The 16,978-nt window shown below is 69.2% G+C and carries 11 protein-coding genes and 1 pseudogene; 9 read left to right on the top strand and 3 right to left on the bottom strand.

What is annotated here, in order from left to right; translation table 11 throughout:
* Positions 1-98: 98 nt before the first annotated feature.
* Positions 99-1,985, bottom strand: coding sequence for a ricin-type beta-trefoil lectin domain protein (locus tag OIE74_RS10475; protein WP_329381088.1), 1,887 nt, complete (start codon positions 1,983-1,985; stop codon positions 99-101).
* 269 nt (positions 1,986-2,254) lie between these two features.
* Between OIE74_RS10475 and OIE74_RS10470 the strand changes: the two are divergent.
* The 9 genes and pseudogenes from OIE74_RS10470 to OIE74_RS10430 form a co-directional block, all read left to right on the top strand.
* Positions 2,255-3,229, top strand: a pseudogene (locus OIE74_RS10470) (LacI family DNA-binding transcriptional regulator); the annotation flags it as partial.
* 353 nt (positions 3,230-3,582) lie between these two features.
* Positions 3,583-5,253, top strand: coding sequence for an ABC transporter substrate-binding protein (locus OIE74_RS10465; RefSeq protein ID WP_329381085.1), 1,671 nt, complete (start codon positions 3,583-3,585; stop codon positions 5,251-5,253).
* Between the two features lie 12 nt (positions 5,254-5,265).
* Positions 5,266-6,429, top strand: coding sequence for an ABC transporter ATP-binding protein (locus tag OIE74_RS10460; protein ID WP_329381083.1), 1,164 nt, complete (start codon positions 5,266-5,268; stop codon positions 6,427-6,429).
* A complete protein-coding gene (locus OIE74_RS10455) occupies positions 6,426-7,406 on the top strand; it encodes an ABC transporter permease (RefSeq protein ID WP_329381080.1) in 981 nt (326 codons plus the stop codon). Before OIE74_RS10460 ends, OIE74_RS10455 begins: the two co-directional genes overlap by 4 nt.
* 3 nt (positions 7,407-7,409) lie before the next feature.
* Complete coding sequence (locus OIE74_RS10450) at positions 7,410-8,450, top strand: ABC transporter permease (protein ID WP_329381077.1); 1,041 nt, start codon at positions 7,410-7,412, stop codon at positions 8,448-8,450.
* Positions 8,447-9,610, top strand: coding sequence for an ABC transporter ATP-binding protein (locus OIE74_RS10445; RefSeq protein ID WP_329381075.1), 1,164 nt, complete (start codon positions 8,447-8,449; stop codon positions 9,608-9,610). The genes OIE74_RS10450 and OIE74_RS10445 overlap by 4 nt, the downstream gene beginning before the upstream one ends.
* Before the next feature lie 110 nt (positions 9,611-9,720).
* Positions 9,721-11,130: a GH1 family beta-glucosidase gene (locus tag OIE74_RS10440; protein WP_329381073.1), complete on the top strand. Its 1,410-nt coding sequence runs from the start codon at positions 9,721-9,723 to the stop codon at positions 11,128-11,130.
* A gap of 171 nt (positions 11,131-11,301) precedes the next feature.
* Positions 11,302-13,179 carry a discoidin domain-containing protein gene (locus tag OIE74_RS10435; RefSeq protein WP_329381070.1) on the top strand — a complete coding sequence of 626 codons (1,878 nt, stop codon included), beginning with the start codon at positions 11,302-11,304 and terminating at the stop codon, positions 13,177-13,179.
* A gap of 154 nt (positions 13,180-13,333) precedes the next feature.
* Positions 13,334-14,680: a hypothetical protein gene (locus OIE74_RS10430; RefSeq protein ID WP_329381067.1), complete on the top strand. Its 1,347-nt coding sequence runs from the start codon at positions 13,334-13,336 to the stop codon at positions 14,678-14,680.
* A 42-nt stretch (positions 14,681-14,722) separates the two neighbouring features.
* On the opposite strand, the gene OIE74_RS10425 is transcribed toward OIE74_RS10430, so the two are convergent.
* Both OIE74_RS10425 and OIE74_RS10420 read right to left on the bottom strand, forming a co-directional pair.
* Complete coding sequence (locus OIE74_RS10425) at positions 14,723-15,328, bottom strand: YceI family protein (RefSeq protein WP_329381065.1); 606 nt, start codon at positions 15,326-15,328, stop codon at positions 14,723-14,725.
* 182 nt (positions 15,329-15,510) lie between these two features.
* Positions 15,511-16,737, bottom strand: a complete 1,227-nt coding sequence (locus OIE74_RS10420; protein WP_329381063.1) for a glycoside hydrolase family 64 protein — start codon at positions 16,735-16,737, stop codon at positions 15,511-15,513.
* Positions 16,738-16,978: the final 241 nt, after the last annotated feature.

Here is a 16,978-nt window from a genome sequence, read left to right as displayed (position 1 = left end):
GCCCCAGGGTGCATGGACATACATACGTACGTACGGGGTGCCCGTGACCGCCCGGTCACGGGCACCCCGTACGCGTGGAACGGGTCACCGACCGTCCCCTACGCCTGGAGCCGCCACTTCTGGTTGGCCGCCCCGGTGCAGCTCCACAGCTGCGCCTTCGCCCCGTTCGCGGACGAATTGCCGGTGATGTCGAGGCACTTGTCGGCCGGAGCGTTCACCAGATCACCGCTGCCGGACTCGTATCTCCACTGCTGCGCCCCGGAGCCGTTGCAGTCGTACAGCTGTACCTTTGCTCCGTCGGCGGTCGACGCCGCCGCGACGTCGAGGCACTTGCCGAGCGTGCGCACCGAGCCGTCGCCGCCGATCGTCCAGCGCTGTGCCGCGGAGCCGTTGCAGTCCCAGAGCTGGACCGCCGTACCGTTGGCGCTGCTCCCGCCGGCCACGTCGAGGCACTTGCCGCCGAGACCGTCCAGGGTGCCGGCGGTGCCGCCACCGCCGCCCGACTGGCCGCCGGCCCAGGTGAAGGTGGCCGACGTCTTGCCGGGCAGTGAGTAGACGAAGTTCTGGCCGCCCCAGTTGACCCGGATCTCCCGCGCCTGCGACGCCTCGTTGTACGCGATCAGCGCCTTGGAGCCGTTCGGGTTCTGCCAGGCCACGTTGGGCACGGTGGTGCTCGCGCTCGACTCGATGCGGTGCGCGCCCGGCGTCACGAACTTGGTGAGGTGCCCCATCGTGTAGTACTCGATGTTGTACTTCACCTGACCGTGCTGCGCGCCGCCGTTGTTGACGGTGATCAGCCCGTCGCAGGTGCCGCAGCCGCCGTTGTGCGGACCGCGGTTCTGGTCCACCGCCAGGGACCACTTGGTCACCGACTTCGCCCAGTTGCGGGTGTAGTTGATGATGTTGGACATGTCCTCGGTCTGCTGATTGCCGATCCAGGTGCCGCCGGAGTGCTCGGTCTGGAAGGCGTCCAGCTGCGGGTACTGGTTGTGCACCTGCGTCTGCTTGTTGACGTCGCCGCCGTAGCCGTGCCAGGCGATGCCGCCGAAGTTGGGGTGGCTGCGGATCGCCGCGTCGTTCACGGTCTCCGCCGCGTACGTGTCGTAGGTGTCCCAGTTCCAGTCGTGCGCCATGACCTTGGTGGGCAGGCCGGCCGCCTGGAGGCCGGGCAGCAGCTCGGCCTTCGTGAAGTACGCGAGACCCGAGGCGTTCCAGCTCATGGACGGGTACGAGGAGCAGCAGGTCGGCTCGTTCTGCGCCGAGACGTAGTCGATCGGGACGCCCTGATCGCGGTACGCCTGAAGGTACTTGACGAAGTAGTCGGCGTAGACACCGTAGTTCTCCGCCTTCAGCCAGCCTCCGTTGAGCTGGCCGTTGTCCTTCATCCACGCCGGGGCGGTCCAGGGCGACGCCATCGTCGTCAGCGCCGGGTTGAGCTGCTTCGCCTGCTTCGTCAGCGGCAGCACGTCCTGGAGATCATGTGCGATCGAGAATTCCGACAGATCGGGGTCGGTCTGGCCGGCCGGCATGTCGCTGAAGGTGTAGCCGAACCGCGCGAGGTCGGAGCCGCCCAGCGGGTTGCGGATGAACGAGAGCCCGATGCCGTCGGTCGGCGAGAAGAGCTTGCGCATCGTGTCGTCCCGGGTGGCCTGAGAGAGCGCCCCGCTGCCCTTCATCAGCCAGGCGGCCGTATCCGTGAACGAGGCGCCGCCGCCCGTGAAGGTCTGGTACTTGGTGTTCTCGTCGACGGTGATGTTCGTGCCGCTGCCGCCGTTGCCCGGCTGGAAGTTGACGGGGGTCTGCTGCTGGAGGCCCCGGGTCACGGTGCGCCCGCCACCGTCGCTGGTGGTCGTGAGCCAGATGTTCACCTGCTCGCCCGCGGCCTGCGCCGTACCCGCGGAGACGCCGGTGAGGCCGGCGGTCGTCAGCACACCGACGAGGAGCAACCTCGTCAGCCGCCGCCTGGTGCCACTCGGTCTGATCATGGGGAGCTGCCCTTCCTGCCAGAGGGGTGGGGGGTCTTCCATGGATCGTGAGGCGAGAGTGAACTCCGATGTGAACTCCAGTCAAGGGATTGAACATTCAGAACCTGAACGCATAACCCCCTCTCGCTCCCCAGGAGTCGCCTCCCGAGTAATTTCGGTGTGAAGTCTTGACGGTGTTGGTCTGGACCGGTTAACTCACCGCTCACATTGGAACCGGTTCCGGTACCGGTACCGGAACCGGTTCCAGCCAACGATTCGGAGGCCCTCCGATGCGTGTCACCATTGCCGATGTCGCCCGCGCGGCCGGTGTCAGCAAGACGACCGTGTCCCGGGTCATCAACACCAAGGGTGAGGTCGACGGCGGAACGGCCGCCCGAGTCCGAGAAGTGATCGCATCTCTTGGATACGTGCCCAGCTCGGGCGCCGTCGGACTGGCCCGCGGCAGCAGCCGTACGGTCGGGATGCTGGTGCCCTCGCTGACCTGGCCGTGGATGGGCGAAGTCCTGCAGGGCGTCGTCGACACGGTGGAGGCCGCCGGCTACGGCCTGCTGCTCTTCACCTTCAACCGCGGCGCGGACTCGGTCGAGCGCTTCACCACCCAGGTCTCCGCGCGGGCCTTCGACGGACTGCTGGTCGTCGAGCCCGAGAACACGCTCGACAAGATCATCGCCCTCAGTCACAAGGGTCTGCCCGTCGTGCTGATCGACGACCGCGGCAGCCACCCCGACGACTTCCCCTCCGTCGTGACCACCAACCACGAAGGAGGTGCGTCCGCCGCCCGCCACCTGCTGGCCGACGGACGCAGCAGACCCCTGGTCATCACGGGGCCGGCGCAGTTCGGCTGCGTACGCGACCGGCTCGGCGGCTTCCGCGAGATCCTGCCGACCGACCTGGTCGCCGTGGGGGACTTCACGGAGCTCTCCGGACGTCTCGCCGTGGAGCAACTCCTCAGCGCCGGGACCCCGTTCGACTCCGTCTTCGCGCACAACGACATCAGCGCCGCGGGGGCGCTGAGGGCGCTGCGCGCGGCGGGGCGGTCGGTGCCGGACGACATCGCCGTGGTCGGGTTCGACGACATCCCGATGGCCCAGCACACCGAACCGCCCCTGACCACCGTCCGTCAGCCCACCCGGCGGATGGGGGAGACGGCGGCGCTGATGCTGCTCGGGCACCTGGGAGGGAAGACCGCGCCGGACGAACCGGTCGTTCTTCCGACCGAGTTGGTCGTACGGCAGTCGGCGCCGCTGGCCGCGGCGAACTCGGCGCGCAACTCGTCGGCCACGGCGGGGAGTTCCGCTGCGCGTCCGCCGGGCGCCGTGCCCGTCGACTCCGTACCGGCGTAGCCCGGACTCAGGTTCGCACCACCTGCCGCACCGTCAGAACAGCACCACCAGCAAGAGCCGCACTACCGGCACCACCCGGCACCACCGGCACTACCGGCACCACCGGCGTACCCGGCAACAGCCGCGTCACCGGCAAGAGCGTCACCCCGGCACACCCGCACCCAGCACCTGGTAACGCACCACACCCGGTCCTCAGGCCCCCAGTTCCACGGGCCAGCCGTCCCACAGAGCTGCATTCCCTTTCTGGAGTCGCCATGTCCGCACACCGCAAGCTCCGGGCGCTTGCCGCCGCCACCGTCGTGGCCGCGCTCGCCGCCGGATGTTCCTCGGCCAACTCGGATGCCAACCGGTCATCAGGCGGCGCCTCCGGCGTCCTCACCATCGGTATGCCGAACGGCCCGCAGACCAACAACAGCAACCCGTTCCTCGGCACCTCCGCCGGCGCGTCGCTGGGCTACCGCTACATGATCTACGAGCCCCTGGTGATGAACAACCAGGTCCGCCCCAGCGAGAAGGGCAAGCCCTGGCTGGCGAGCGACTGGAAGTGGGAGTCGAACTTCACCAAGGTCACCTTCACGATCGACGAGCGGGCGAAGTGGTCGGACGGCAAGAAGCTGACCGCCGAGGACGTGGCGTACACCTTCGAGCTGATCAAGAAGTACCCGGCGCTCAACGGCAACGGCGTGCCCTACGACGGCATAGCCGTGGAGGGCGGCAAGGTCGTCCTCACCTTCAAGGAATCGCAGTACGTCAACCAGAACAAGATCACCACGACTTTCGTCGTGCCGAAGCACATCTGGGAGAAGGTCAAGGACCCGGCGACGTGGCCCAACCGCGAGCCGGTCGGCTCGGGGCCGTACAAGCTCAAGACGTTCACACCGCAGACCACCACGCTCGACACCACGTCCTCCTACTGGAAGGGCAAGACGCAGGTGAAGGAGCTCCGCTTCACCTCGTACAACGACAACAGCGCGCAGACCACCGCACTCGCCAACGGCAAGGCCGAGTGGTCGTTCGTGTTCATGCCGAACTACAAGCAGCTGTACGTCGCCAAGGACCCCAAGAACAACAAGCTCTGGTTCCCCTCCGGCCTCGGCATCCACGGCCTGTGGTTCAACACCACCAAGGGCCCGCTCGGTGACCCGGCGCTGCGCAAGGCGATGGCCATGGTGATCGACCGCAAGGCGATCCACATCCAGGCACAGGCCACGCTCTACCCGGAGATCACCAACCCGACCGGCATCCCGCTGCCCGCCGGTGAGTCGTTCCTCGCCCCCGAGTACAAGGGCGTCACCATCAAGCCCGACGTCGCCGGCGCGAAGAAGGTCCTGGACGAGGCCGGTTACACGCTCGACGGCAGCACCCTGAAGGACCCGGACGGCAAGGCCGTGAAGCTGACCTTCACCGACCCCGCCGGCTGGAACGACTACATCACGGGCCTGTCCATCATCAAGGACAACATCAAGCCCCTGGGTATCGAGGCGAAGGTCAAGACGCAGACCGCCGAGGCGTGGACCGCCGACGTCGGCAACGGCAACTTCGACGCCACGCTGCACTGGACCAACTCCGGTGCCACGCCGTACGACATGTACCAGAACATCATGGACGGCGCGCTGCTCCAGCCCATCGGCAAGAACGCCCCGCTCGGCAACTTCGGCCGGTTCGACAACCCCGCGGCGACCAAGGCGCTGAAGGAGTACGCGAACGCGACGGAGGACTCGGCGCGCACCACCGCGCTGAACACCCTCCAGAAGATCATGGTCGACGAGGTCCCGATGATCCCGACGGCGGCGGCGCCCATCGGTGCGGAGTACTCCACGAAGAACTGGGTGGGCTGGCCCACCGAGGCCGACCCGTACGGCCCGCCGCAGCCGACCCAGCCGAACGCGCTGGATGTCGTACTGCACCTCAAGCCCGCGAAGTAACGAGGCCGGCCGATGACCAACCACGACCGAGACCCCGCTCCCGACAGCGGCACCGCTGTCGACTCCGGCACCGTTCCGGACGGCGGCACGGCTGTCGACTCCGGCACCACACCGGACGGCGGCACCGTTCACGACAGCGACATCGTGCTCGAAGCGCGCGGCGTCACCAAGCACTTCCCCGTCAGACGGACCGTCGGCGACCTCGTCGCCCGCCGGCGCCGCACCGTCCACGCCGTCGACGACGTCTCGCTGCGCCTGCGGCGCGGCAGCGTCACGGCACTGGTCGGTGAGTCGGGGTCGGGCAAGTCGACGGTGGCCCGGCTGCTGTCACAGCTGTATCCGCTCACCGCGGGTGAGATACGGCTCGGCGGCACCCCGGTCAAGGCGGGTCGCGGCCGGTCCTTCCGGGCGTACGTGAAACAGGTCCAGCTGATCTTCCAGGACCCGTTCGCCTCGCTCAATCCCGTACACACGGTGCGCTACCACCTCACCCGCTCGCTGAAGATCCATGGCAAGCAGGCCACCGAGGCGGAGGCGTGCGAACTGCTGGAGCGAGTCCAACTCCTGCCCCCTTCTCAGTACTTGGACAAGTTCCCGCACGAGCTTTCCGGCGGCCAGCGCCAGCGCGTCGCCATTGCGCGGGCGCTGGGCGCCGACCCCAAGGTGCTCCTCGCCGACGAGCCCGTCTCCATGCTGGACGTCTCGATCCGGCTCGGCGTACTCAACCTGCTGCGTGACCTCAAGGAGCGCCTGCACCTCGCGATCCTCTACATCACGCACGACATCGCGTCCGCGCGGTACTTCGCGGACACGACCCTGGTGATGTACGCGGGCCGGATCGTGGAGGGCGGCGACAGCGAGACCGTCACCCAGCAACCCGCGCACCCTTATACCCAGTTGCTGATCGCCTCGGCCCCCGACCCCGACCGGATCGCGGACGAGGAGGACCAGGAAGAGACCGGAAGCGGCGAGCCCCCTTCACTCATCTCCCCGCCAGGGGGCTGCCGCTTCCACCCCCGCTGTCCCAAGGCGATGGAGCGCTGCCGCACCCAACTGCCGCCGCGCTTCGAACTCGACGACGGCCAGTGGGCGGCGTGCTGGCTGTACGAGGACCGCCCCGTCACCACGGCCGTCCCCGGCGCGCCCGCGAGCACGAAGGAGGTGGCGGCGAAGTGAAGTTCGTCCTCCAGCGGATCCTCTTCTACGTCATCACGGCGTGGGCGGCGATCACCATCAACTTCCTGATCCCGCGGCTGATGCCCGGCGACCCGGTCCAGGCCCTGATCGCCCGCTTCCAGGGCCAGCTCGACACCAGCGCGATCACCTCCCTCAAGGCCCTCTTCGGCCTCGACAAGGAACGTTCGCTCTGGCAGCAGTACACCGATTACTGGGGCCAGCTCTTCCAGGGCGACCTCGGGCTCTCCTTCACCTTCTTCCCGACGCCCGTCAGCGAGGTCATCTCGCAGTCGCTGCCCTGGACGCTGGTGCTGGTCGGCCTCACCACCCTGATCAGCTTCCTGCTCGGCACCGGCATCGGGGTCTACAGCGGCTGGCGGCGCGGGTCGTGGATGGACAGCCTGCTGCCCGTCACGACGTTCATCTCCTCGATCCCGTACTTCTGGCTCGGGCTCATCGCCATCGCCCTGTTCGCCGTGAAGTGGCCGATTTTCCCGGCGGCCGGCGGTTACGACAGCTCGCTGGTGCCCGCGTTCGACGTGCCGTTCATCTCCAGCGCGCTGTACCACGGCTTCCTGCCCGGCGTCACGATCATCCTCAGCGCCATCGCCGGCTGGATCCTCGGCATGCGCAACATGATGGTGACCGTCTCGTCCGAGGACTACGTCATGGTCGCGCAGGCCAAGGGGCTCTCCGAGCGCCGCGTGATGTTCTCGTACGCCGCGCGCAACGCGATCCTCCCCAACATCTCCGGCTTCGCGCTCTCCCTGGGCTTCATCGTCGGCGGCACGCTGCTGGTGGAGATGGTCTTCTCCTATCCGGGCATCGGCTACCAGCTCTTCCAGGCGGTCGGCGCGAAGGACTATCCGCTGATGCAGGGCGTCTTCCTGATCATCACGCTCTCCGTGCTCGCGGCGAATCTCCTCGCGGACATGGTCTATCTGTTCCTCGACCCGCGTACCCGGAAGGAGGCCTGAGCCATGTCCATCCCCGCGACAGAGGTCGCCGTACTCGACGCGGCTCCGGCGCCCACCCCCTCCAAGCGAGCCAGACTGCGCTTCCTGCGCGGCGGCAAGACCCTCACCGGGATCTCGATCCTGGGGTTCTTCACGCTGCTCGCGATCATCGGGCCGTGGATCGCCCCGTACGACCCCGACATGATGAGCGACAAGCTGCTCCAGCCGCCGTCGGGCGACCACTGGTTCGGCACCACCCAGACCGGTCAGGACGTGCTGTCGCAGATCCTCGTCGGCACCCGGGGCGTGCTCCTGGTGGGCTTCGTCGCCGGATTCTTCGCGACGGTGCTCTCGGTGCTGGTCGGCGTCACCTCCGGATTCCTCGGCGGCGTCCTGGACGAGATCCTCTCGGCCCTGTCCAACATCTTCCTCGTCATTCCGGCGCTGCCGCTGATCATCATCATCGCCAGCTTCGTCTCGGACGCGGGCGACCTGCTGATCGCCGTCGTGATCGCCTTCACGTCGTGGGCGTGGGGAGCGCGGGTGCTGCGTGCCCAGACGCTCTCGCTGCGACGGCGCGACTACGTCGAGGCGGCGAGAGCCACCGGCGAACCGACGTGGCGGATCATCGGCTTCGAGATCATGCCGAACCTCACCGCCGTGATCGCGTCCGGCTTCATCGGCACCGTCATCTTCGCCGTCCTCCTTGAGATCACCCTCGCCTTCATCGGCGTCGCGGACATCTCCAACTGGAACTGGGGCACCGTCCTGTTCTGGGCGCAGTCCAACCAGGCCCTCGCGCAGGGCGCGTGGTGGTGGTTCGTGCCCGCCGGGCTCTGCATCGCCCTGCTCGGCACCGCGCTCGCGCTGATCAACTTCGGCATCGACGAGTTCGTGAACCCGCGGCTGCGCACCGAGACCGGCTCGTCGCGGAAGATCCGGATGCGGGTCGGCTTCACGCCGGTGGCGCGTACGGACCGTACGAACGGGTCCGCCCCGACGAAGGGGGCCGCGCCGGCCGAGGCGACACCCGACCGCACGCCCTGCAAGGAGCCCCGCTCATGACGACCGGTCGCCCCGTCCTCACCATCAGCGGCCTCAATGTCGATTACGGCACCGGCCCCGGCGCGGTCCACGCGCTGCGCGACATCGACCTGACCCTGCACCGCGGCGAGGTACTCGGCCTGGCCGGCGAGTCGGGCTCGGGCAAGTCCACGCTCGCCTACGCCGTGACCCGGCTGCTCTCGCCGCCCGGCGTGATCACCGGCGGCGACGTCCACTACCACCCGCCGGGGGACGACGCGGCCCCCGTGGACCTGCTGACGCTCACGCCGCAGGAGCTGCGCGCCTTCCGCTGGCAGGAGTTGTCGATCGTCTTCCAGGGCGCGATGAACTCCCTCAACCCCGTGCACACGGTGCACAGTCAGCTCACCGATGTGCTCAAGGCGCACCGTCCGGAGATGAGGTCGGCCGAGCGCACCGGGCGGGCGGAGGAACTGCTGAACCTGGTGGGGATCTCCCGCGACCGGCTCGGCGCGTTCCCGCACCAGCTCTCAGGCGGCATGCGCCAGCGCGTGATGATCGCGATGGCGCTCGCGCTGGAGCCCGAGATCGTCATCATGGACGAACCGACCACCGCACTCGACGTGGTGATGCAGCGTCAGATCCTGCGCAAGCTCGTCGCGCTCCGCGAGAAGCTCGGCTTCTCGGTCGTCTTCATCACCCACGACATCTCGCTGCTGATCGAGTTCTCGGACCGGATCGCGATCATGTACGGCGGCCGGATCGTCGAGGAGGCGGGTGCCGCCGAGATCTACCGCGACCCGCGCCACCCCTACAGCGACGGGCTGCTCCACTCCTTCCCCGCGCTGCACGGGCCCCGCAGGGAGCTGACGGGCATCCCCGGTTCACCGCCGCACCTGACGGCGATGCCGGCCGGCTGCGCCTTCCATCCGCGCTGCGGCAAGGCGTTCGACCCGTGCGCCGAGCACGTACCGGTGCTGGCCGCGCCGGACGGGGCGCCCGAACGCACCGTGGCCTGCTGGCTGCACCACTCCGCCCCGGGTGACGCCGCGGATCCCGCCCCGGCGTCCGTGGCGGGCGCGGGGCCGGAAGCCGAGCGGGAGCCCGAGCCCGAGAACGGGGCCGAGCCCGAGAGCCGGGCCGAACCCGGGGCCGGCGCCAAGGAATCGGCGGGGGACACATCGGCCGCCCGCTCCGGCTGAGACCACGGACGTCCCCCCCACGCACAGCACGCCATGCCACGCCACGCCTCGTGCTCCACGCGCCCGCGCCGTCGCCCGCGCCGTGCGCTCACCCACGAACCAGGAGACCCATGAACGCCACCCCCATCCAGGACCTCGCCCGCCCCGCCGCGGCGCTCAAGGGCCTGCCTGCCGACTTCCGTTGGGGCGTCGCCACCTCCGCCTACCAGATCGAGGGAGCGGCCGCCGAGGACGGCAGGACCCCCTCGATCTGGGACACCTTCTGCCGGGTCCCGGGTGCCGTGGAAGGCGGTGAGCACGGCGACGTGGCCTGCGACCACTACCACCGGATGCCGCAGGACGTGGAGCTGATCGCGGGCCTGGGCGTGGACACGTACCGCTTCTCGCTCGCCTGGCCGCGCATCCAGCCCGGCGGGCGCGGGCCGGCCAACGCCAAGGGTCTGGACTTCTACAAGCGGCTCGTCGACGAGCTGCACGGGAAGAACATCACTCCGTGGATCACGCTCTACCACTGGGACCTGCCGCAGGAGTTGGAGGACGCGGGCGGCTGGCCGGCCCGTGACACGGCCTACCGTTTCGCCGACTACGCGGCGCTCGCGTACGACGCGCTCGGCGACAGCGTCGAGCACTGGACCACGCTGAACGAGCCCTGGTGCTCGGCGGTCCTCGGTTACGACGTGGGCGTCCACGCCCCCGGCCGCAAGGACTTCGGCGACTCGATCCGCGCCGTCCACCATCTCCTGCTCGGCCACGGACTCGCCTCACGGCGCATCCGCGACGCCGCGGGCGACAACCCGCTCGAACTCGGCATCACCCTCAACCTCGGCACGGCCACGCCCGAGACCGACAGCGAGGCGGACCGCGAGGCCTGCCGCCGCGCCGACGGCCAGGGCCGGCGCCTCTACCTGGACCCGCTCGTGCACGGCCGCTACCCCGAGGACGTCGTCGCCGACCTGGCGCTGCGCGGCGCCGAACTCCCCGTCCAGGACGGCGACCTGGAGATCATCGCCAATCCGCTGGACGTCCTCGGCGTCAACTTCTACCGGGGAGCCCTCTTCTCCGGTGTCACCGAGAGCGGCTCCCCGCTGGACGACGACGGGCTGCCCGTCACCCGCGCCGTGCCCCGTGACCTGCCCCGTACCGCCATGGACTGGGAGATCACGCCGACCGAACTCACCGACCTCCTCCTGCGTCTCCAGGAGGACTACGCAATTCCCACCGTGATCACCGAGAACGGAGCGGCCTTCGACGACACCGTCGCCGCCGACGGCTCCGTCCCGGACACGGACCGGACCGCGTATCTCGCGGACCACCTCGCGGCCGTGGCCGAGGCGCGCGCACAGGGCGCCGACGTACGCGGCTACTTCGCCTGGTCGCTGATGGACAACTTCGAGTGGGCGTACGGCTACGACAAGCGCTTCGGCATTGTCCGCGTCGACTACGACACCCAGGTCAGGACCCTCAAGGACAGCGCCAAGTGGTACCGCGACACGATCGGACTCACCCGCGAGGCGCGATAGGTCCCACCGGACCCAGGTCCCGCTCCCGCCCCGGCCACCAGAGCCGCCGAGGGCGGCGGCGGGGCCGTCCGCCCGCAGGCACGCCACGCACCACGCACGCCACGCACCACTCGCGGTAACACCCCCGTACGGACATCGCTCCATTCACCCGTATCGCCAACGGAGTCAACGATGCCCCCACGTACGTCCTTACTCGCGACGACCACCCTCGCCCTGCTCGCGCTGGCGGCGCCGCTCGCCGTCGCCGCACCGCCGCAGCCGCCCGCCGTCCGCGCCGTCGCGGCGTGGAACACCGACCGCGCCGCGGAAGCCGTCGCGGCCAGACCGGCGGCCGTCACCACCTCCGGCGTGGAGAACGCAGGCACCCCCGCGACCGCCGCCTTCGACAACAACCCCACCACCCGGTGGGCGAGCGACTTCGCCAACAACGCCTGGATCCAGGTCGACCTCGGCGGCGTCATCCGCGTCAGCCAGGTCAAGCTCGAATGGGAGGCCGCCTTCGGGAAGCAGTACGTCCTGGAGATCTCCCGGAACGGCACCGACTGGACCGACTTCTACACCGAGAACGAGGGCACGGGCGGCACCGTCACCGCGCACACATACCCGCAGGAGGCCACCGGACGCTACGTCCGGATGCGCGGCATCGAGCGCGGCACCCCCTGGGGCTACTCCCTCTTCTCCTTCCAGGTCTTCGGCGGCGAACCCGCCCCCGCCTCCACGACGCGCAGCAACCTGGCGCTGAACCACCCCGCGTACGGCGACCTCTACCAGCACGCGGGCAACTCACCGGCGTTCGTCACCGACGGCGGCTGGCCGGCCGACCTCAAGGCCGACCAGTCCCGCTGGTCCAGCGACTGGAACCAGAACCGCTGGGTCGGCGTGGACCTCGGCGCCCCGTCCACGATCCAGTCCGTGGACCTGTACTGGGAGGCGGCGTACGCGGTCGACTTCGAGCTCCAGGTCTCCGACGACAACCGCAACTGGCGCACCGTGTACCGCCCTTCGGCCGCGCAGATCGCCGAGCGGCGGGCGAACGTCAAGTCACCGGCGGAGGCGGTCGGCAGGCACGACACGGTCGACCTGCCGACGCCGGCGAACGGCCGCTACGTGCGGATGCTGGGCAAGGAGCGCCGCTCCTTCTACAACCCGGCGCCGTCGACGGCGCAGTTCGGCTACTCGCTGTACGAGTTCCAGGTCTGGGGCACCGGCGGCAGCGCGGCGGCGGCGTACCCCGCACTGCCGCAGAACCCGGGCGGCGCCTACCGCCAGACCTTCTTCGACGACTTCACGGGCTCCGGCCTCGACCGCGCCAAGTGGCGCGTGGTCCGCACCGGCCAGGAGATGGGCTCCGTCAACGGCGAGGCGCAGGCGTACGTCGACTCGCCGGACAACATCAAGACCCAGAACGGGGCGCTCGTCCTGGAGTCCAAGTACTGCAAGGGGTGCACCACGGTGCCGGGCGGCGGCACGTACGACTTCACCTCCGGCCGCGTCGACACCAACACCAAGTTCGACTTCACGTACGGCAAGGTCAGCGCCCGTATGAGGCTCCCCGTCGGCGACGGCTTCTGGCCGGCGTTCTGGCTGCTGGGCAGCGACGTCGACGACCCGTCCGTGTCCTGGCCGGGCTCGGGCGAGACGGACATCATGGAGAACATCGGCTACGCGGACTGGACGAGCACCGCGCTGCACGGTCCCGGCTACTCGGCCGCCGACAACATCGGCAAGTCGCAGACCTTCCCGAACGGCGGCAGGGTCGACCAGTGGCACACCTACGCCGTCGAGTGGACGCCGGAGGGGATGATCTTCACCGTCGACGACCGGGTGGTGCAGACGACGTCGCGGCAGAAGCTGGAGTCGACCCGCGGGGAATGGGTCTTCGACCACAACCAGTACGTGATCCTCAATCTGGCGCTGGGCGGCGCCTACCCCGCCGGGCACAACCAGGTCACCACGCCGTACTGGGGCCTGCCCCAGTCCAGCGTCGACAGGGTCGCGCAGGGCGGTGTGAAGGCGGAGATCGACTGGGTGCGGGTCGAGCAGAAGTAGACGGGCCGTCCCTCAGAACCCCCGTACCCCCATGAGTGACGCACCCGGGCCTCCCGCCCGGGTGCGTCACTCGTCCCGCCCCGTCGCCCCGCCGTTCTTCTTCCGTCATATCTCGCCCACTCCGGATCAGCCGCCCTCCGGTACCGTCGAAGACATGAGGACGAGGCTCTTCACCACTCTGTCCGGGTTGCTGCTCGCCTTCACGGGCGCCGCCGTCGTCGCGGCGCCGGGCGCGCAGGCAGCCACCGGCCCCGATGCCGTGGCCGAGGCCTTCAAGGAGGGCCCGGTCTATGTCGACCCGCGCGCCACCGACCAGCTCTCCCGGTCGGACGCCGACGCGCTGACGAAGAAGATCAAGGACGCCGACAAGCCGGTCTTCGTCGCCGTTCTGCCGCAGTCCGCCGACTTCAACCCCGACAACACGCTCCTGAACAGGCTCCGTACCGACACCGGCCTGTCCGGTGTGTACGCCGTACGCCTCGGCGACAAGTTCGACGCCGCAGCGGACGCCCGTGTCCTGCCGCCGAACGCCGTCCGTACGATCACCGACGGCGCGAGGGGCACCGGCCCCGTCTCGGCGAAGACCGAGCTCAACAACTTCGTGGACCAGGCCCTCGCCGAGTCGCGCGGCCAGGCCCCGGCCGGCTGGGACACGTCCTCCGACGACGGCGGGAGCGTCGCGACGGGCCTGATCACGCTCGGCGGCATCGTCGTCCTGGGCGGCGCCGGTGTCTACGCGGTACTGCGCCGCAACCGCCTCCGTGAGGAGGCGCGCGTCAAGGAGGCCCTGGAGAAGCTCCGGGTGGTCGTGGACGAGGACATCACCGCCTTCGGCGAGGAACTCGACCGTCTCGACTTCCACCCCGGCGAGAAGGGCGCCGACGACGCGATGCGCACCGACTACGAGCAGGGACTGGACGCGTACGAGAAGGCGAAGTCCCTCATGGACTCCGCCGAGCGCCCCGAGGATGTGCGCCCGGTGACCGAGGCGCTGGCGGACGGCCGTTTCTCGCTCGCCTCGCTCGCCGCGCGGCGGGAGGGCACACCACTTCCGGAACGCCGTTCCCCTTGCTTCTTCGACCCCCGGCACGGCCCGTCGGTGAAGGACGTGGACTGGTCACCGCCGCCCGGCGGCACCGTCCGTCCGATTCCCGTCTGCGCGGCCGACGCGGAGCGCCTGGAGCACGGCGACGACCCTATGACACGGATGGTGCAGACCGAGCACGGCCCGCGCCCGTACTACGACGCGGGGCCGGCGTACGGCCCCTGGGCGGGCGGCTACTTCGGCGGCGGCCTGCTCCCCGGCCTGCTGGTGGGCACCATGCTCGGCTCGATCCTGGCCACCCCCGCCTACGCCGCGGACTACGGAGGTGGTGACTACACCGGTTACGACGGCGGCTCGGGCGGTGACTTCGGCTCGGGCGGCGGGTTCGACGGAGGCGGTTTCGGCGGGGGAGGGGACTTCGGAGGCGGCGGCGGATTCGACGGGGGCGGATTCTGACGATGCCCCCGGGCGGCTCCGCCGCCCACGCTCCGGTGAGGGTCAGGCGGCCTGCGGCTGGTTCTTGATCGCGGAGATGTCGAAGACCAGCTTCACCTTGTCGCTGACGACCACACCGCCGGACTCCAGCGCCGCGTTCCAGGTCAGGCCCCAGTCGGAGCGGGAGATGGTGGCGCTGCCCTCGAAGCCGACGCGCTCGTTGCCGTACGGGTCGGTGGCCTGGCCGTTGAACTCCAGGTCGATGGTGAGCGGCTTGGTGACGTCCTTGATGGTGAGCTCACCGGTGATGCGGTAGTCGTCGCCACCCGCCTGCTCGGCACCCGTCGAGCGGAAGGTCATCTTCGGGAACTTCTCGGCGTCGAAGAAGTCCGCGCTGCGCAGGTGACCGTCACGGTCGGGCGCGCCGGTGTCGATGCTCTCGATCTCCACGTCGATCGACGCGGAGGAGTTCTCCGGCTTCGAGCCGTCCAGGCTCAGCGTGCCCTCGTGCTTGCTGAACGTGCCGCGGACATTGGTGACCATCGCGTGACGCACGGTGAAGCCGATGCTGCTGTGCGAAGGGTCGATGGTGTAGTCACCGGTCAGGTGCGCCAGGTCGGGGTTGACCGGGGCGGCGGCGTTCTCGGACTTGCGGTTGAACAGTGCCATGGCGTGTCTCCGGGGGGCGTTTGTTTAGGTTTCAAGTACCGAGGGAAAGCTTAGACCTGTCTCGTACAAGTTTCAACATCTTCCGTCGATCGGGTGACCCTCAGCGCCCATGACGGTGCCCCGCCGCCCCCTCTTCAAGAGGAGATGCGACGGGGCACCATTCTGTCTTCCCGATCCGGACCTCAGGAACCGACCGACACGGTGAAGCGCACCGGGTTGCCGTCGTGCGCCGCGCCGGACACGTCGGGCTCACCGTCCGGCCGTACGTCGTCGTACGGGAACGCGTACCCGATCGGAGTGTTGGCGTGCAGCACCCGCGCCCAGTGGTTGGTGGACGCGTCCTTGTAGTAGTCCGCCGCCGTGGCGCCGTTCGGCTGGTCCGGGTGGGTGAGCAGTGTCGAGCGGTTGAATCCGGCCGCCAGCCGGGCGAGGAGGGCCTTCTTGTCGTCCGAGTCGTCCGGGTTGTTGGTGAAGGGGCCGTGGTTGCAGGTGAAGATGTCCTTCGAGACCGGCTTGGAGAAGGTGTGCCCCCCGGCGAAGGTGAGCGTGTCGCCGCTGACCCGGCCGGCCAGCACGCCGCGGCCGCCCTGGAGGTCGATCTTGAGGTCCTCGCCGGAGTACTTCTGCCAGACCTGGTCGATGTAGCCGTCGAAGACGTCCCGGAAGGGCATCTCGTCGGGCCTGTCGAAGTACGGCGCCATCGCGTTCTGCGGCGCGATCACCCGCAGGACCTGGCCGTCGGCGCCGCGCGTGATCAGCTTGTCCCACGGCTGCCCGTCGGCCGCCGCCTGCGCGGTCAGACCGTCGGCGATCTTCTGGAGCGCGCCCTCGGGCAGCGGGGCGACCTCGTGCTTGGCGTCGCCCTCCAGGGTGATCCCGATGGGCAGCGCGGTCACCAGGTCGACGTAGCTGATGTTCGAGTACAGCTGCTGCGGGTTGAAGGTGAACTCGGCGAACGACCAGGTGCGGCCGTAGTTGGGGTCGTTCTCGCTCGCGAACGCCGGCTCGACCAGGGACGGACCCGGGTTCAGGAAGAAGTCCAGCGTGTCGTCGCGTACGAAGTAGACGCGGGCGCCGTACATCTGAGGCAGCGTCAGCGTGACGGCGGCGCCGCCCGCGGCACCCAGCGGGATGGCGCAGTCGACCGGGAGCGGGGTGTTGGCCTCGGCGGGCGACTCGGGCTTGTACACGCTGCCGTCGGCACGGAGCAGCACCCAGCGGTCGGTGCCCTGCTCGTGGCCGGTGACGTAGGCGTTGACCGAGCCGGGCAACGACTTGTTCACCAGGGCGAGTTCACAGGTGTCGGCGGCGGCCGACGCGCGGGGGCTGAGAGCGCTTCCCCAGACGGGGTAGGTGAGCGCCGTGGCCGCAGCGGCCGTGCCGGTCAGAAACAGTCTGCGCGATATCACGGATGTTCTCCTGAAACGTGGGGGGAACGCGGTCCGGCGCGGTACGTGGGGGGCGCGCCGTGCGTCTGCGCCCCACTCTCGTCACGTGTCCCGGACGCGTCAAGGGATACGGCTGAGAGCGCTCTCAATCGTTTGCGAGTCTTCACAACCTGACGCTCAGCGCACAGTGACCGACATGTGACCCCTGGTCGGCCGTGGGCCGACATCCCGCTGACATCTGGAGGAAACTCACAACCGCGAG

Source organism: Streptomyces sp. NBC_01716 (assembly GCF_036248275.1).
Lineage (GTDB): Bacteria > Actinomycetota > Actinomycetes > Streptomycetales > Streptomycetaceae > Streptomyces.
This window is presented reverse-complemented; position numbering and strand designations above follow the sequence as displayed.

What these genes read in the sequence shown, in the direction of transcription:
- OIE74_RS10425 (WP_329381065.1), bottom strand. Translation starts at nt 15,328, where the DNA reads ATGGCACTGTTCAACCGCAAGTCCGAGAACGCCGCCGCCCCGGTCAAC.
- OIE74_RS10440 (WP_329381073.1), top strand. Translation starts at nt 9,721, where the DNA reads ATGAACGCCACCCCCATCCAGGACCTCGCCCGCCCCGCCGCGGCGCTC.
- OIE74_RS10460 (WP_329381083.1), top strand. Translation starts at nt 5,266, where the DNA reads ATGACCAACCACGACCGAGACCCCGCTCCCGACAGCGGCACCGCTGTC.
- OIE74_RS10435 (WP_329381070.1), top strand. Translation starts at nt 11,302, where the DNA reads ATGCCCCCACGTACGTCCTTACTCGCGACGACCACCCTCGCCCTGCTC.
- OIE74_RS10475 (WP_329381088.1), bottom strand. Translation starts at nt 1,985, where the DNA reads ATGATCAGACCGAGTGGCACCAGGCGGCGGCTGACGAGGTTGCTCCTC.
- OIE74_RS10430 (WP_329381067.1), top strand. Translation starts at nt 13,334, where the DNA reads ATGAGGACGAGGCTCTTCACCACTCTGTCCGGGTTGCTGCTCGCCTTC.
- OIE74_RS10445 (WP_329381075.1), top strand. Translation starts at nt 8,447, where the DNA reads ATGACGACCGGTCGCCCCGTCCTCACCATCAGCGGCCTCAATGTCGAT.
- OIE74_RS10465 (WP_329381085.1), top strand. Translation starts at nt 3,583, where the DNA reads ATGTCCGCACACCGCAAGCTCCGGGCGCTTGCCGCCGCCACCGTCGTG.
- OIE74_RS10450 (WP_329381077.1), top strand. Translation starts at nt 7,410, where the DNA reads ATGTCCATCCCCGCGACAGAGGTCGCCGTACTCGACGCGGCTCCGGCG.